Here is a 15123-nt window from a genome sequence, read left to right as displayed (position 1 = left end):
ACCATTGACTACGTGCTCATCTGTCTCACGGCGTCGCATCGCAACGCCAGCTTCGATCTCCTGGAGCGACTGAGCATCGGTGCACCCGCGGCAGCCAGCCGACTCGTCACGGATGCCGGCGTCCTGGACGGTGCAGTGGTCCTCGCGACCTGCAACCGCTTCGAGGCGTACCTCGACATCGCGGGCGACGAGAGCGACTCCGCCGTCTCCGCCACCGTGCAGGCCGTGGCCGCCGCGAGCGACCTGGACGCCACCGAGGTCCTGGACTCCGTCAACGTGCTGGACGGCAAGGACGTCGTGCAGCACCTGTTCGCCGTGTCGAGCGGACTCGAGTCCGTCGTCGTCGGCGAGACCGAGATCTCCGGCCAGGTCCGGCGCTCGCTCGAGGACGCCCGGTCGAACGGCACCACCACCTCGGACCTCGAGCGCCTGTTCCAAGAGGCCGCGCACACCTCGCGCGGCGTCAAGACCCGCACCCGCATCGGTGCCGCCGGCCGGTCGCTCGTGCGCCTCGGCCTCGAGCTCGCCTCGTCACGGGTCACCGACTGGGCCCGCACCCGCGTGCTGCTCGTCGGCACCGGCAGCTACGCGGCCACCACCATCGCCGCCCTGCGTGACCGCGGCGCGACGAACATCCAGGTCTTCTCGCCCTCGGGCCGGGCGCCCTGGTTCGCCGCCAAGCACGACCTCGTCGCCGCCCGTGACCTGCGCCAGGCCATCGGCGAGAGCGACGTCCTGATCACCTGCACCTCGAGCGAGGTCCCGGTCGTCGCACCGGCCGACCTCGACGACGGGGTCCGCCGCATCGTCATCGACCTCGGGCTCCCCCGCAACGTCGACCCCGCGGCCGCCGGCGTCGACGGCGTCGAACTGCTCGACCTCGAGACGATCAGCATCCATGCCCCGATCTCCGAGCTGAACGCCGAGTCCGAGGCCCGTGCGATGGTCGACGACGCTGTGTCCCGGTTCCGCGCCCAGGCGATGGAGCAGTCGACGACCCCGGCGCTCGTGGCGTTCCGCAAGCACGTGTTCGACATCCTCGACGACGAGATCGAGCGGGCCAAGCGCCGCGCGGACGCCGACGGCGAGTCCGTCGAGCACACCGAGCGGGCGCTCCGGCACCTGGTCGGCGTCCTGCTGCACCGTCCCTCGGTCCGCGCTCGTGAGCTCGGTCGCGCCGGTCGCGGCGAGGAGTTCGTCGGGGCGATCGACTCCCTGTACGGCGTCCGGCCGGAGGCCGAGCCGGAGCTGCCGTCGCCCGTCGTCCCGCTGGCCGACCGCACGGCACTGGACCCGACCGCCTCGGATCGCGACGACCAGGCGGACGCGAGCTGAGCCTCCAGACAGGCTCGCAACCACCCACGCTGCGCGTGAGTGCGCTGCTGCTGGTGCGTGACCGACGTGTCCTGATGGTGCGCGCCCGGGCGCGCGACGTGCTCTACCTGCCCGGCGGCAAGGCGGAGCCGCACGAGACCGACGTCGAAGCCGCGGTGCGCGAGGCGTACGAGGAGACCGGCCTGCGGCTCACCGCCGACGACGTCGACCCGTTCGGCGTCGTGCTCGAGCCCGCCCACGGGCAGGCTCCGGGGACCATGGTCGCGATGACGCTGTTCCTGGTCCGGCCGGGAGGCCCGCTGGACTCCGCCACGCCCGTCGCCTCGGCCGAGGTGGACGAGGTCGAGTGGGTCACCTCCGTCGACGCGGATCGCTGCCCGCCTGCGGGCGTGGAGACGCTCCGCCGCCTGGTGGCGGCGGAGCTGATCGACTGACCGTCAGGCCCTGGGCGGAGCTGCCGGCACGTGTCTGGTCGGCGGCACGACGCCGGTGTCACCAGCCGGAGAGGCGAGACGGCGTTCCAGCAGTGCCAGCGCGCCGATCACGGCGTCTGCCTCGAAGACACGGTTCCGCCGTCCCGCCGACCGTTGTGTCAGGACGCCACGAGCAACGAGGACCCCCAAGGCCGTGTTCGCGGCCTGCTCACTCCGGCCCGTCGCGGCGGCGAACGTCTGCGCGGTGAGCACGGGCATGCGGGGCGCGAGTTCGAGCGCCGACCATGCAGCGGAGTCAGAGCGGACTCCGGCGAGCGCAGATCGCCAGGACTCCTTGATCCGGACGAGCTCGTGCTCGAACTGCGTCATCCGGTCCACGACCTCGGCCATCGCCTCGGCGAAGAGCCGGACGAACTGCCCGACGGCCCGCTGCGCTGGCTCCGATGCCGGCGGATCGGTGGACCGGAACCGCTGGAGCCCCGCTTCGTAGTCGACAGCACGGGTCGCCAGGACCAGGGACACCGGTGGAGACGACTCGATGGTCAGCCCCCGTGACCGCAGGACAGCGTGGATCAGTGCGCGTCCGATGCGACCGTTGCCGTCGGCGAACGGGTGGATCGTCTCGAACTGCGCGTGTGCGACGGCGGCGATGGCGATCGTCGGCAGCGTGCTCGAGTTCACGAACTCCAGCAGGTCGTCGAGGAGCCCTGGCACCCGCTCCGGCACGGGCGGAACGAACGCCGCTGCGGCAGGCGTCGGTCCGCCGATCCAATTCTGCACCGCTCGGACCGTGCCCCCGACCTCGGGGGTCGCCGAGGCCTCCATCAGCCGCCGGTGCGCCTCGAGGAGCAGGTCGAGGGTCACCGGGGAACCCGGACCGACCGACTCGGTGAGGAAGGTCATGGCGTCGATGTTGCCGAGGACCTCGGTTGCGGTGCTCCACTGCCCGAGCGGGCTCCGTCCGCGCGCCTCTTCTTCGAGCAGCTTCCGCGGGGAGACCTCGAGGCCCTCGATCATCGACGACCCGACCGCTTCGGCTCGGAGGAGCATCCGGCCCAGTGCGTCTCCGCTGCCGAGCAGCGTGGATCTCGTCTCGGCTTCCGTCACCGCAGCGGTGGCCTCGAGCACGGCCGCTTGTTCGGTCGGTCCGAGATCGACCGTTCGGCCCTGCAGCGGATCCGGCACGTAGGCCTCGAAGACCATCGGCATCCGGAAGGCGCGTGTCGCGGCCGCCGGGTCGCCCGTGCGGCGGATCGTCTCGTACGAAGCCATACATGGATCATCCCATGATCAAGGATGACTGCCTATCCTTGATCATGGGGTGCGTTCCACTCGGGTTCGTCAGGCCTTGTCGGTGTCGGTGTACTCCCCGACCTCGCCGTTCTGGGCCGGCTCGGCCTCGCCGGGGATGTCCGAGTCGACGTACTCGCCGTCGGGTCCGGTTCCGGTCGGTCGCGTCTCGCCGGGGATGTCGCTCGAGACGAACTCGCCGACGGGCTCCGTCGACTCGACGTGCTCCTCGCCCGGGATCTCGCTGTCCGTGAAGGCTCCGGCGCGGGGTTCGACCCCGTCCGCGCGACCCTCGTCGCCTCGTGCCTGTTCGTGCTTGCCCGTCATGTCCGACCTCCGCTGCTCGGGTTGCTTGCCTCGGAGTGTGCCCGTGGTCCCTGGACGCCGACCGAACCGGATGCGGCGTTCGGTGGTTGCCTGTGCACCATGCAACGCAGCAGCCGATCGAAGTTCCTGCTCGTCGTGACCGGGCTCGTCGCCGTCGGGACCCTGGCGGGGTGCGCCTCGGACGGGCAGCCCGCCGCCACCGAGACCGTCACCGCGCCCGCGCCGTCGCCGTCCGCGTCGGCGTCCACGCCGCAGTCGTCCGAGGAGTCCGCCTCGGCGGCACCGTCGTCCGGTTCCGGTTCTGGGTCGTCCGCCGGATCCGGTGCCACCGGCGGGGCGTCCGGCGACCGGTGCGCGGTGTCGTCGCTCGCCGGACGCATCGAGGCCGGCAGCGGTGGTGCCGCCGGCAGCGTCATCGTGCACCTGGTGCTCGAGAACACCGGGTCGACGACCTGCACCGTGCAGGGGTGGCCCGGCGTCTCGTTCGTCGGGGGCGGGAACGGCAAGCAGATCGGAGCGGCGGCCGTCGCGGAGAAGAGCTCGCCGCACCCCACCGTGACGCTGGCGCCCGGGAAGACCGCCGTGGCGCCGCTCAAGATCGTCCGTGCCGAGAACTACTCGGCGGGCGACTGCTCGCCGCAGACCCCCGACGGCTTCCGGGTGTACCCGCCCGGGTCGAAGCAGTCCCTGTTCGTGAAGGACACCGACCCCCAGGCATGTGCGTCGACCGATGCGCCACTGCTGTCGGTGCAGGCGTTCGTGCCCGAGGGGCAGGCGACCTCGTAGGCGTCGCGCGACGCGATCATCCAGTTCGACCAGCTTCACCTCGGGGGCACGCCATGTCGTCAGCGGCAGACATCAACGAGCAGAACGACGCGTTCAAGACGTTGTCCAACCTGTTCGGCGTGCGCTGGGACAAGATCCTCCAGTGGATCGTCATCGGCTACGCGAGCACGTGGTTCTGGGTGAAGGGCAGCACCTACGTGGATGGCGTTGCGATACCCGCAACCCAGGGGCCGATCGGCTGGCTGGTCACGTTGATCCGGTCCGTCGGCCTCGGCGCACCCCATTGGCTCGCTCAGACGCCTGCTTGGCTCACCCAACCCGACCATCAGTGGCTTGTGTCGATCCTTCCCATCGTGGCGGCGGTCAGCGCAACCACCCTCGTCCGGATGCAGCAGAGCTCAGGTCTGGTGATCACGTGCACGCTGGCGTTGCTCGTGGCCGTCCAGGCGCATTCCAGTCTCCGGCCGGTCCTCGTTGCTGCATTACTTGCCGCCGTGCCGGCCGCCGGTGCGCTGCTCGTCGCGTACAAACAGTCCAGACAGCGACGTGACGTCAATGACCACTTCATCGCGGAGGTCATCATGCGGGACTTCCTGCTGGTGACTCTCACACCGATCTGGCAACCACTGCTCGCGCCGCTCATCGCCGCGGCGTTGCTCATCGGCGCGTACGGAAAACAGTCGGACGCCGACAACGTCGCGGCGGATCTGGTGAGCGAGCGGATCAGTGCCCTCGTTCAGTCCGACGCCCGGCTTGCGGACGCGCGCGCGGCAGACGTGGTCGCAGCCCTTACGGGAGCGCTGATGATCCCGGCCCGGGATCGACGATGGGGTGCGTCGAGCGTGCGGTTCGCGTTCAAGGTCGCGCGGGGAGCTCGCACCGTCCGGCCGCGCGAAGACTAACGTCGAACGAGGCGCCTTGTGAGCTACGACGCATCATCACGCCCCGGCTCGGGCACGATGGGCACGGTGACCACCACGATCAGCGACGAACGACCGGGCACCGACGAACTGGTGGCGCTGTACGACGCCGTCGGGTGGACCGCGTACACGCAGGACCCCGCAGCCCTCACCGCGGCGATCGCCGGCTCCCACACCGTGCTGACGGCCCGCGACGACGACGGCCACCTGCTCGGCCTGCTCCGCACGGTCTCCGACGGGGTGACGATCGTGTACGTGCAGGACGTCCTCGTCCTGCCGTCCGCGCACCGGTCCGGCATCGGTGGTGCGCTGCTCGACGCCGTCCTGCAGCGGTACGCCGGCATTCGCCAGACGGTCCTGCTCACTGACGCGGAGCCGGGGCAGCGGGCGTTCTACGAGTCGCGTGGCTTCGTGGAGGCCCACGACGTCGACCCGCGGCCGCTGCGCTCCTTCGTGCTCCTGCGCTGAGCACGGATGGGTCCCGCGACCGATTCCACCTGCACGGCGCCGTTCCTAGACTCGGACGAATGTGGGCTCGCGCACGGACACGTTCAGCGGCAGCCCTCGCGACCGCGCTCGGCGTCGCGCTCACCCTCGCCGCGTGCACGTCGCCACAACCGCCGGCCGGGTCGGAACCGGCGCTCGCGAAGCTCATCACCCGGGTCGAGCGGCTGCCCGGGGTCGACACGGCCGAGGGCGAGATCCGTCAGGTCGACGCGAAGGACGACCCGCAGAACTGGATCACCTCGCTCGAGGTGCAGGCCGACACGACGGACCTCGCGGTCGCCGAACGGATCCGGAACACGGCAGCGCGGGGTGTCACCGGCACGACGCTGTCGGTGACCGTGGACGTGCCCCGCGGCCGGGCGTCGGCGCCGGTCGCAGTCGACCCGATGGACCCCGACGTCGTCGACTTGGCCGGACGGCTGCGCGCGGAGCCCTTCGTGCACCGGCTGTGGGCGACCCCGTCACGTTCCACGATCTGGCTCGTGCCGGGCGTCAGCTTCACCGACGCCGTCGCGCAGGCCCGTCCGATCGTCGGGGACCACCCGGCCTCGCTGGACCGTGCTGACGTTTCGGTGGGGATCACGGCGACGCACCCCGGGCGAGCACTCCTCCGCACGATCGACGGGTTCGACCGCGACGGTGACCACGACGTCGAGGGCCTGTACTACTCACCGGGCACGACCTACGCCGACGCTGCGCAAGCCTCGGCCGACGCGGCGCAGGCTGCCACCGACACGGCCGCCGAGGCCGAACGCCCGTACCTGTCGATCGACGGCGAACGACTCGGCGCCGTCGCCGACGTCCTCGTCCGGACGAAGGACGAAGCCGCCGATGCACACCGCGCTCCGCGCACCGCGTTCTCCGTCGGCCTCGACGGGACGAGTGGCTGGATGGGACTCCCCCTCGACGCCGAGAAGCCGCAGGACGCCACTGCCCCGGGCACCCCGACGTCGGGACCGTCGCCGACCCCGTGGGTGCCCGCCGACGTCAGCGACCACGCAGCGACGCTCCGGGCGTTCCTCGAGCGCTCCGCCGACGCTGCCGGGGTCCGGGCGACCGTGACCACGGGCACCGAACAGTGCGCGCCGCCCGGATCGACCTGGTCACCCGATGCGACCGGCACCCGCGCGACGGCGTTCAGCATCGTGCCCGTGTTCCAGATCGTCGACGACGCGCAGGGGGCGTTCGACGCCGTGACCGCGCTGTGGACGTCAGAGGGCCTCGAGGTCAGCGGCCGGGCGATGGGGCGGGACTACTGGTCATCGTCGACGGGGGCGGACCCCGCCACGGCGAGCATCCGCGGCACCGTCGACGGGCTGAGTCTGAGCGCCGAGTCGGTCTGCGTCCCCCGGTCCTGACACGGTGACGCCGCACCCGCGACGAACAGCACCAAGCGCCGTCAGCGCCGCGCAGGCGCGTGCACCGCCTCGAGCACCTCGGTCCCCATGGTCCGCAGCGCCTCGACCGCGGCCAACCGCCGCTGCAACGAAGCGTCGTCGAACGTGACGGTCACGGCGTAGCTGACCGACGACCCGGGCCCCCGCAGGATCCCCGCTTCGGCCCGCACACCGGTGCTCGACCCGGTGACCGCGACGACCTGCAACCCGTGGTCGAGCGCCCGGTGTGCCAGGGGGTCGAGCCCGAAGGACCCGGCGACCAGGTTCAGGTCACTCGCCAGGGACAACCAGCCGAGCACCCGGTTCGACACCGCCTCGTCGACGACCTCGCCGAGCGCCAGTCCGCGCATCACCCACGACAGCTCCCCGGTCGGTGCGACGGAGGCGTCGGGTGCGTCGTCCGGGCCGCGGCGGTCCCGCACGCGGTCGATCAACGCCGTGCGCTCGATGCCCAGGGACTCCGCACGCTCCCGGACGGCGTCGATGCCGACGGTCGACAGCAGTGCGTTCATGGCCCAGGCGTCGGCGGTTGCTCCGACCAGGGTCGCCAGGTCGGGCACCTGCATGGTCGGCTCCTGCAGGAACTGCCACAAGCCGGCACCGGTCGCGGTGTCGCGGGCCATGCGCTGCAGGCGGTCACCGTGCAGGCGGCCGTCCTCGAGCTGGGCGGCGACCTCGATGAGCAGCAGGACGCGGCCCAGGCTCGCGACCGGCTGCACCAGGGTGTCGTCGATCGCGAGCAGGGCCTTGCCGCTGGAGGTGTCGATCACCGAGGCGCTGACCCCGGCGCCCTCGAGCGCGAGGGCGCCGAGGGCCTCGGTGGTGGCGGTGAAGCGGTCGTCGGACCGGCCGCTGTGCCGCCCACGACCGCGGCCGCCACCCGCTGGGCGGTCGTCCGGTCGTCGGCGGCGCGACGACCGGGCCGCGTCCGGCTCCGTCATCACCAGATCGCGACGCGCTCGGCGGGGTCGAGGTACATCGCGTCCTGCTCGGTCACGCCGAAGGTGTCGTACCAGACGTCGATGTTCCGCACGACCTGGTTGCAGCGGAACTCGTTGGGCGAGTGCGGGTCGATGCTCAGCAGTCGAGCCGCCTCTTCCGGGCGGATCGCCATGCGCCAGGCCTGGGCCCAGCTCAGGAAGAAGCGCTCGGCACCGGTGAGGCCGTCGACGACCGGGGGCTCCTGGCCGTCGAGCGACAGCAGGTACGCCTTCCACGCGATCGACAGGCCACCGAGGTCACCGATGTTCTCGCCGATCGTCAGGGCACCGTTCACGTGGCTGTCGGGCACCTCGGTCGGCACCAGGGCGTCGTACTGGGCGATGAGGGCCTTCGTGCGCTCCTCGAACGCCGCGCGGTCGGCCTCGGTCCACCAGTTCTCGAGCTTGCCGTCGCCGTCGTACTGCGAGCCCTGGTCGTCGAAGCCGTGGCCGATCTCGTGGCCGATGACGGCACCGATCGCGCCGTAGTTCGCGGCGGCGTCGCGGTCTGCGTCGAAGAACGGGAACTGCAGGATCGCGGCCGGGAACACGATCTCGTTGAAGCCGGGGTTGTAGTAGGCGTTGATCGTCTGCGGGGTCATGAACCACTCGTCGCGGTCGATCGGCTTGCCGATCTTGCCGAGCTCCCGGTCGACCTGGAACGAGGCGGTGGCGCGGACGTTGGCGACCAGGTCGTCGGCGAGTACGGGCAGCGCCGAGTAGTCGCGCCACTTCACCGGGTAGCCGATCTTCGGCGTGAACTTGTCGAGCTTGTCGAGCGCACGGGCACGGGTCTCGTCGGTCATCCACTCGAGCCCCGTGATGCTCTGCCGGTACGCCTCGACCAGGTTGGCGACGAGGTCGTCCATCTTGGCCTTCGAGGTCTCGTCGAAGTGCTCCTGCACGTAGATGCGGCCGACGGCCTCGCCCATCGCGCCCTCGACCAGCGAGACGCCGCGCTTCCAGCGCTCGCGCTGCTTGGGCGCACCGGTCAGTGCGGTGCCGTAGAACGAGAAGTTCGTGGCCGAGAACGCGCTCGTCAGGTACGCGGCGGAGCCACGGATGACCTGCCAGCGGAGCCAGTCCTTCCAGACCTCGAGCGGCTGGTCGTTCAGCAGGTCGGCCAGGCCGGTGATGAACGAGGGCTCGCGCACCACGACGGTCTCGAAGGCGCCGGCCGGGGCCTCGATGGCCTGCCACCAGATCTGCAGGTCGACGCCCTTCGCGAGCGCGGCGACCTCTGCCCAGGGCAGCTTGTTGTAGGTCTTCTGGCTGTCCCGCGTGGTGACGTTGTCCCAGTGCTGGGCGGCGAGCGCCGTCTCGAGCGCGAGGACGTGCTCGGTGCGGGTGCCGCCGTCGTCGAACCCGGCGAGCGGGAACATCGCCGCGACGAACTCGCGGTACTTCTCGCGGATGTCGGCGAAGCGCTCTTCGCGGTAGTACGACTCGTCGGGCAGCCCGAGGCCGGACTGCTCCAGGAACACGACGTAGGACTCGGGGTCGCCCGGGTCGTTGTCGACGAAGAGCTGCAGGAAGCTCGGCAGGCCGAGGCGCTCGAAGCGGCCGACGGCGGCGATGACCTCTCGCGTGGACTGGATCTCGGTGATCTCGGCGAGCAGGTGCTCGATCGGTGCGGTGCCGAGCTCCTCGAGCCGCGCTTCGTCGGTGAACGAGGTGAAGAGGTCACCGACCTTGCGCTCCTCGGTGCCGGGGGCGGCCTGCTGCGAGCGCTCGATGATGTCGCGCACGGCGATCTCGGCGGCTTCGGCCAGCACCGTGAAGGAGCCGTACCGGGCCTTGTCGTCGGGGATCGGCGTCGCCTCGATCCAGGTCCCGTTCACGTGGCGGTACAGGTCGTCCTGGGGGCGCACCGCGGGGTCGAGTTCGTCAGTGTGGATGCCGGAGGCACGTGCGACGTCGGTCATGCGGTCCACGATAGCCACCGACCCCATGGGGCAGGTCGATCCGGGTCGTCACCGGCACACGGCTGCCGGTACGGTCATCGCATGGGACTTCCGTGGAAGCTGCACGGCGACGGCAAGACCGTCTCCGCGACGACGATCGTGGCACCCGACGAACGGCTCACCTGGCCCCGGACGATCGGCCTCGGGGTGCAGCACGTCGTCGCGATGTTCGGCGCCACGTTCCTGGTGCCGCTGCTGACCGGGTTCCCGCCGTCCACGACGCTGCTGTTCAGCGGCATCGGCACGATCCTGTTCCTGCTCATCACGGGCAACCGCCTGCCGAGCTACCTCGGCTCGTCGTTCGCGTTCATCGCCCCGATCGGTGCGGCGACCAAGATCGGCGGCATCCCGCTCGCCCTGTCCGGCATCATCGTCGTCGGCGTGCTACTGGCGATCGTCGGGCTCGTCGTGCACCTGGCCGGCGCCGGGTGGATCGACCGGCTGATGCCCCCGGTGGTCTCCGGCGCGATCGTCGCCCTGATCGGCTTCAACCTGGCCCCGGCAGCCCGCGACAACTTCACGGCGGCCCCGGTCATCGCGCTCATCACCCTGGCGGCGATCATCCTTGTCACCGTCCTGTTCAAGGGCCTGATCGGCCGCCTGTCGATCGTCATCGGTGTGTTCGTCGGCTACGTCGCGGCGCTCATCGGCGGCCAGGTCGACTTCTCGAAGGTCGGCGAGGCGAAGTGGATCGGCCTGCCGGAGTTCACCGCTCCCGCGTTCGACCCGTCGCAGCTCGCGATCTACCTGGCGTTCGTGCCGGTCGTCCTGGCACTGGTCGCCGAGAACGTCGGCCACGTGAAGGGCGTCGGGCAGCTGACCGGCCGTGACCTGACGCCGCTCACCGGTCGTGCGCTCTTCGCCGACGGCGTCTCGACCGTCCTGGCGGGCGTCGGCGGCGGCTCCGCCACCACCACCTACGGCGAGAACATCGGCGTCATGGCAGCCACCCGCGTCTTCTCCACCGCCGCCTACTGGGTCGCCGCGATCGCGGCCGTCCTGCTGGGCCTGTCGCCGAAGATCGGCGCCGTCATCTCCTCGGTGCCCGCCGGCGTGCTCGGCGGTGCCACCACCGCCCTCTACGGCCTGATCGGCGTCATCGGCATCCGGATCTGGGTCGAGAACCGCGTCGACTTCTCGAAGCCGAAGAACCAGCTGACCGCTGGCATCGCCCTGATCATCGGCATCGCGGACTTCACGTTCCGCTTCGGCCAGGCGAGCTTCGGCGGCATCATCGTCGGCACCATCGCCGCGATCGTCGTCTACCACGTGATGGACATCATCGGCCGGGCCCGCGGCACCGACGAGCCCTCGACCGAGGTCGCCGACCCCGCACACGCCGCCACCGGCGCCGTCCCCGCGGAACCGCGCGCCGACTGACGCGAGTGGTCGGCCGGAACGCGCGTCCGGCCCGACGACGTGGGACCACCGGACTGGAGGCCCGTGGCGGCGCCGCCACGGGCCTCCAGTACCTCACGGGGTCAGCCGCGGACGGAGATCGCGTTCTGCGCGCCCGGACCGGGAGCCCGCTCGATCCCATGCCCCCGGAGCTCGCCGGAACTCGGCCTACGCGACGGCGACGATCTCGAGGAACGTCTGCTCCGTGACGATCTCGATGATCTGCCCCGTGGCGGCGAGGTCCTTTGCTCGTTGGACCTTCCCACTGAGGGTCGTTCCGGGGCGGAGCGTTGCGGGGTCGAAGCCACCCATCACTACCAGCGTGGTCTTCTTGGTCACGTTGCCCGAGACGACCGCTCCGAACGAAGCGACGAGCGTCTGCACCTCGGCGCGGGTGTAACTGTCGAGGTCGCCAGAGAAGCACACGACCTCTCCGAACAGGGGATGAGCCGGGTCAGCCTCGGCGGCCGGTTGAGGAAGGTCGGCCTTGCGCTGGTACACACGGCCAGCTCGCTTGGTGCCCTTCGACCGGGTTGGAACGGCAGCCCAGAGTTCGTCGACGCTGTCGATCTGTTGCTCCTCGGCGATGCGCAGGATGATGAGCGCGCAGGCGAGCGAGTCAGCGCCGGCTTCGTGGTGATGGAAGTCAGGTAGCGCAAAGTGTTCGACGACCAGCGGCAGACGGTGACTGGGCAGTTTGCAGTGGTGCCGGACCACGGCGAGCGCATCGAGGAAGTTCAGTTGCGGGTCGGGTGCTCCTGTGAGCGCGTTGGCCGCGTTGTATACGCCCTTGTCGAAGGGACTGTAGGCGACCACGGGAAGCCCGTTCGTCACAGTGCGCAGCCGCTCAAGGGTCTCGGACCACGTCGGGGCGCCGTCGACGTCGTCCGGCCCGATGCCGTGGAGGTACGTGTTGGTGAAGTCCAGCCCGGTGGGCGGTTCGACGTACCAGGACGTCGTGGCCTGGACAACCCCGTCGATGGCCGTGGTGAGGCCAACGGCACAAACCGATGCGCGGTCGAAGTTGGCCGTTTCGAAGTCGAGGGCGACGAAGCTCAGCGTCATGCCGGCAGCCTAGGTGAGAACGGCTCGTTCTTCGTTTGATCTGCCCCTCGACTGGAGTGTCCGGTCATCGCTCGAGTGTCACCGACAGTCGAGCGAGTGCAGAGTGCTCAGCGCCGGCTGCGCAACGGGATGTGGCCCCACCAGCCCAGGCCAGCGGCATCGAAATCGAGGATGTCGAGGTAAGCGCCAAGTGGTTCGCCGATGTTGAAGTCGGCGACCTCCTGTCCGAACTCCTCTGGAGTCGACTGGTCGCCGGTTGCGTAGGCGTCCGTGCGGTCGATCGTCGTCCACCGGTCGCGGATGATCCCGACGCGAGGACCTTGCCACGGGGAGTCGTAGACGACCCGGAACTCGTCAGCCGTGGCCCAGGCGTCGTGCACGACGACGCTTGCCGCCTCGGTCGGGCCGCCGTCGCGGAGTTTTCGGAGACATGCGAGCAGAGCGCGCGGACCCCATTCCTCGGCACGAGACGCCTCAAGCTCTGCGATCAGCTCAGCATGTCGAACGCTCTCCATGTGGCGAACCTATCAAGCGAATCGTCCGACGACGGACCTGGCCTCGATCGGTGCGGCGATGCTTCCGAAAGGTGCGCCGACGGAATCAGGCATCCGCCCAAACTGGGCGGTTCAAGAGCCAAGGGTGCCCCTCGGGGAGTCCGACGCGATCGCCGAAGGCGAGGTCTTCGAACCACGCCGGCAACATGACCGGCACAGCAGAGGTCGGCTGGGCGAGCAGGTCCCACCGGTCCTCGTACCCGCTCCACACGCTGATGTGTACGCGGGACCTGTCGACACCCGCGTTCCGGGTTCCCGGAACCGCGTCGGGGTCCGTTCGCCAATCTTCGTGCGCGATGAAGGCTGCAGCCGCAACGTGGTCTCGAGGCACGATGAACGAACGGGGTGCCGAGACGTAGTCGGACTGTTCCGGCAGGCTCACGAAGACAAACCACTCTCGATCCGAGCGCGCCGTCTGCTGCGAGTTCAAGCCGAGTGGGTAGTTCACGTTGGACGCTGCTCGAGCCGCTTTGACCTGCACCTCGATCGCGGGGCGCGAGAGGTCCTCGGTGTGCACGGCGAGGATGTCCGTCCGCGCGAGCCCATCGCGCGTCAGCGCGGCACCCCAACCCTGCCGAGCGAGCATCGAACACACCCAGTGTTCCCCAGCGGACTTCGTCATCTTGTTGTCGGCCATCAGTGCTTCCCTTCGATGTGGACGGATCTATCGACGACGCACGGCAGAATGTTAGGGATGCTCACTTTTTAAAAGCCTCGGGACCCGAGCTTGGCTACGAAACGCGCGCGCTCGGCATCGCCGACAGAATGGGTCGGTGCACCGACCGACGCGACCCGCTGTGACCGCTGAGCGGCGCGCGGTCGACCGCGACATCGTGCGGCTGGCGGTGCCCGCGCTCGGAGCGCTCGTGGTCGAGCCGCTGTTCCTGCTGACCGACACCGCGCTCGTCGGACACCTCGGGGCGACGCCGCTGGCAGCCGTCGGGCTCGCGAGTGCCGTGCTGTCGACGGTGACCGGGCTGCTGGTGTTCCTGGCGTACTCGACGACCCCGGCCGTGGCGCGGGCGCTCGGTGGTGGCGACCGTCGCGGAGCCGTGCACGCGGGCATCGACGGGATGTGGCTCGCGCTCGTGCTGGGGGTGGTGCTGGCGCTGGTCGGGTGGCCGCTCGCCGGGCCGCTCGTCGACCTGTTCGGCGCCTCGGCCGAGGTGTCGGCCGCCGCCACCGCGTACCTGACCATCTCGCTGATCGGGCTGCCCGGCATCCTGGTCGTGACCGCCTCGACCGGACTGCTGCGTGGGCTGCAGGACACGAAGACCCCGCTCGTCGTCGCGACCATCGGGTTCGTCGCGAACGGGCTGCTCAACGCCGTCCTGATCTACGGCGCCGGCTGGGGCGTCGAGGGATCCGCCGCCGGCACCGTCATCGTGCAGTGGGCGATGGCCGTCGTCTACGTGCGCATCGCGGTGCGGGCCGCGCGGTCGTCGGGGGCGCCGCTGCGACCCGGCGCCTCGGGCGTCGCACGGGCGCTGCGGTCGGGCGCCTGGCTGTTCCTGCGGACCGCGTCGCTGCGGATCGCGATGCTCGCGACCGTCGGGGCCGCTGCCGGACTGGGGACCACCGGGCTGGCGACGACGCAGGTCGGGCTGACCGTGTTCTCGACGCTGGCGTTCGCGCTCGACGCCCTGGCGATCGCCGGGCAGGCGCTCGTCGGGCACGGACTCGGCGGACGTGACCCGGAGCGGGTGCGACTGGTGACGCGACGGCTCGTGCTGCTCGGGATCGCCGGTGGTGTCCTGCTCGGGGTGCTGACCCTGGCCGTGAGCGGGGTGCTCGGGCCGGTGTTCTCGGACTCGCAGGCGGTGCGGGACGCCCTGCCCGTCGTGCTGGTGCTCATCGCCGTCGGGATGCCCGTCGCCGGGTACGTCTTCGTGCTCGACGGGGTGCTGATCGGCGCCGGGGACGCGCGGTACCTGGCCATCGCCGGAGGCGTGAACCTCGTCGTGTACCTGCCGCTGCTGTGGTGGTTCGGTGGGACGCTCGCGGGGCTGTGGGCGGCCTTCGCCCTCGGGTACATCGGGGTCCGGGCGGTGACGCTCGGGGTGCGGGCGCACCGGCGCGGCTGGGTGGAACAGGCGTTGGCGCGATGAGCGGGTCGTCTCCGGCTGGGCCTGCTTCTTCTGCCGGGCCTGATTCTCCTGCGGCGCC

The 15123-nt window shown here is 70.4% G+C and carries 15 protein-coding genes; 8 read left to right on the top strand and 7 right to left on the bottom strand.

Annotated features, from left to right (window positions below; all coding sequences use genetic code 11):
• The first annotated feature begins 12 nt into the window (after positions 1 to 12).
• Together DEI98_RS02285 and DEI98_RS02280 are read left to right on the top strand one after the other, a co-directional pair.
• Positions 13 to 1335, top strand: a complete 1323-nt coding sequence (locus DEI98_RS02285; RefSeq protein WP_110863603.1) for a glutamyl-tRNA reductase — start codon at positions 13 to 15, stop codon at positions 1333 to 1335.
• A 35-nt stretch (positions 1336 to 1370) separates the two neighbouring features.
• Positions 1371 to 1769: an NUDIX domain-containing protein gene (locus tag DEI98_RS02280; protein WP_110863604.1), complete on the top strand. Its 399-nt coding sequence runs from the start codon at positions 1371 to 1373 to the stop codon at positions 1767 to 1769.
• Between the two features lie 3 nt (positions 1770 to 1772).
• Here DEI98_RS02280 and DEI98_RS02275 read toward each other — a convergent pair whose 3' ends face one another.
• Positions 1773 to 3041 (bottom strand): Fic family protein, encoded by a 1269-nt coding sequence (locus tag DEI98_RS02275; protein WP_220037049.1) that lies wholly within the window; start codon positions 3039 to 3041, stop codon positions 1773 to 1775.
• A gap of 69 nt (positions 3042 to 3110) precedes the next feature.
• Positions 3111 to 3386 (bottom strand): hypothetical protein, encoded by a 276-nt coding sequence (locus tag DEI98_RS02270; RefSeq protein ID WP_071404469.1) that lies wholly within the window; start codon positions 3384 to 3386, stop codon positions 3111 to 3113.
• A 99-nt stretch (positions 3387 to 3485) separates the two neighbouring features.
• On the opposite strand from DEI98_RS02270, the gene DEI98_RS02265 reads away from it, so the two are divergent.
• The 4 genes from DEI98_RS02265 (at position 3486) to DEI98_RS02250 (ending at position 6957) form a co-directional block, all read left to right on the top strand.
• Positions 3486 to 4172, top strand: coding sequence for a DUF4232 domain-containing protein (locus DEI98_RS02265; protein WP_111099760.1), 687 nt, complete (start codon positions 3486 to 3488; stop codon positions 4170 to 4172).
• 53 nt (positions 4173 to 4225) lie between these two features.
• Positions 4226 to 5074: a hypothetical protein gene (locus DEI98_RS02260; protein WP_111099759.1), complete on the top strand. Its 849-nt coding sequence runs from the start codon at positions 4226 to 4228 to the stop codon at positions 5072 to 5074.
• A 66-nt stretch (positions 5075 to 5140) separates the two neighbouring features.
• Positions 5141 to 5560 (top strand): GNAT family N-acetyltransferase, encoded by a 420-nt coding sequence (locus DEI98_RS02255; protein WP_111099801.1) that lies wholly within the window; start codon positions 5141 to 5143, stop codon positions 5558 to 5560.
• Between the two features lie 59 nt (positions 5561 to 5619).
• Positions 5620 to 6957 (top strand): hypothetical protein, encoded by a 1338-nt coding sequence (locus DEI98_RS02250; RefSeq protein WP_111099758.1) that lies wholly within the window; start codon positions 5620 to 5622, stop codon positions 6955 to 6957.
• Positions 6958 to 6998: 41 nt separating this feature from the next.
• Here DEI98_RS02250 and DEI98_RS02245 read toward each other — a convergent pair whose 3' ends face one another.
• Positions 6999 to 7937: a serine hydrolase gene (locus DEI98_RS02245; RefSeq protein WP_111099757.1), complete on the bottom strand. Its 939-nt coding sequence runs from the start codon at positions 7935 to 7937 to the stop codon at positions 6999 to 7001.
• Entirely contained in the window at positions 7937 to 9901 is a 1965-nt protein-coding gene (locus tag DEI98_RS02240; protein ID WP_111099800.1) for a M13 family metallopeptidase, read from the bottom strand. Before DEI98_RS02240 ends, DEI98_RS02245 begins: the two co-directional genes overlap by 1 nt.
• An 81-nt stretch (positions 9902 to 9982) precedes the next feature.
• Between DEI98_RS02240 and DEI98_RS02235 the strand changes: the two genes are divergently transcribed.
• A complete protein-coding gene (locus DEI98_RS02235; protein WP_111099756.1) occupies positions 9983 to 11320 on the top strand; it encodes a uracil-xanthine permease family protein in 1338 nt (445 codons plus the stop codon).
• Between the two features lie 186 nt (positions 11321 to 11506).
• Here DEI98_RS02235 and DEI98_RS02230 read toward each other — a convergent pair whose 3' ends face one another.
• The 3 genes from DEI98_RS02230 to DEI98_RS02220 all read right to left on the bottom strand — a co-directional run bounded on the left by DEI98_RS02230 (position 11507) and on the right by DEI98_RS02220 (position 13594).
• Positions 11507 to 12403, bottom strand: coding sequence for an exonuclease domain-containing protein (locus tag DEI98_RS02230; RefSeq protein ID WP_111099755.1), 897 nt, complete (start codon positions 12401 to 12403; stop codon positions 11507 to 11509).
• Positions 12404 to 12510: 107 nt separating this feature from the next.
• Entirely contained in the window at positions 12511 to 12918 is a 408-nt protein-coding gene (locus DEI98_RS02225) for a hypothetical protein (RefSeq protein WP_111099754.1), read from the bottom strand.
• A gap of 85 nt (positions 12919 to 13003) precedes the next feature.
• Positions 13004 to 13594, bottom strand: coding sequence for a hypothetical protein (locus DEI98_RS02220; protein ID WP_111099753.1), 591 nt, complete (start codon positions 13592 to 13594; stop codon positions 13004 to 13006).
• 160 nt (positions 13595 to 13754) lie between these two features.
• Between DEI98_RS02220 and DEI98_RS02215 the strand changes: the two genes are divergently transcribed.
• On the top strand, positions 13755 to 15065 hold the full coding sequence (locus DEI98_RS02215; protein ID WP_111099752.1) for an MATE family efflux transporter: 1311 nt from the start codon (positions 13755 to 13757) through the stop codon (positions 15063 to 15065).
• Positions 15066 to 15123: the final 58 nt, after the last annotated feature.

Origin of the sequence: Curtobacterium sp. MCLR17_034 (assembly GCF_003234485.1) — a bacterium.
GTDB lineage: Bacteria > Actinomycetota > Actinomycetes > Actinomycetales > Microbacteriaceae > Curtobacterium > Curtobacterium flaccumfaciens.
Note: the sequence above shows the minus strand (reverse complement) of the source record. Positions and strands in the feature narration are given on the sequence as shown.

Coding starts and splice junctions, on each gene's coding strand:
- DEI98_RS02275 (WP_220037049.1), bottom strand. CDS start 3,041: ATGGCTTCGTACGAGACGATCCGCCGCACGGGCGACCCGGCGGCCGCG.
- DEI98_RS02270 (WP_071404469.1), bottom strand. CDS start 3,386: ATGACGGGCAAGCACGAACAGGCACGAGGCGACGAGGGTCGCGCGGAC.
- DEI98_RS02265 (WP_111099760.1), top strand. CDS start 3,486: ATGCAACGCAGCAGCCGATCGAAGTTCCTGCTCGTCGTGACCGGGCTC.
- DEI98_RS02260 (WP_111099759.1), top strand. CDS start 4,226: ATGTCGTCAGCGGCAGACATCAACGAGCAGAACGACGCGTTCAAGACG.
- DEI98_RS02250 (WP_111099758.1), top strand. CDS start 5,620: ATGTGGGCTCGCGCACGGACACGTTCAGCGGCAGCCCTCGCGACCGCG.
- DEI98_RS02245 (WP_111099757.1), bottom strand. CDS start 7,937: ATGACGGAGCCGGACGCGGCCCGGTCGTCGCGCCGCCGACGACCGGAC.
- DEI98_RS02240 (WP_111099800.1), bottom strand. CDS start 9,901: ATGACCGACGTCGCACGTGCCTCCGGCATCCACACTGACGAACTCGAC.
- DEI98_RS02235 (WP_111099756.1), top strand. CDS start 9,983: ATGGGACTTCCGTGGAAGCTGCACGGCGACGGCAAGACCGTCTCCGCG.
- DEI98_RS02230 (WP_111099755.1), bottom strand. CDS start 12,403: ATGACGCTGAGCTTCGTCGCCCTCGACTTCGAAACGGCCAACTTCGAC.
- DEI98_RS02225 (WP_111099754.1), bottom strand. CDS start 12,918: ATGGAGAGCGTTCGACATGCTGAGCTGATCGCAGAGCTTGAGGCGTCT.
- DEI98_RS02220 (WP_111099753.1), bottom strand. CDS start 13,594: ATGGCCGACAACAAGATGACGAAGTCCGCTGGGGAACACTGGGTGTGT.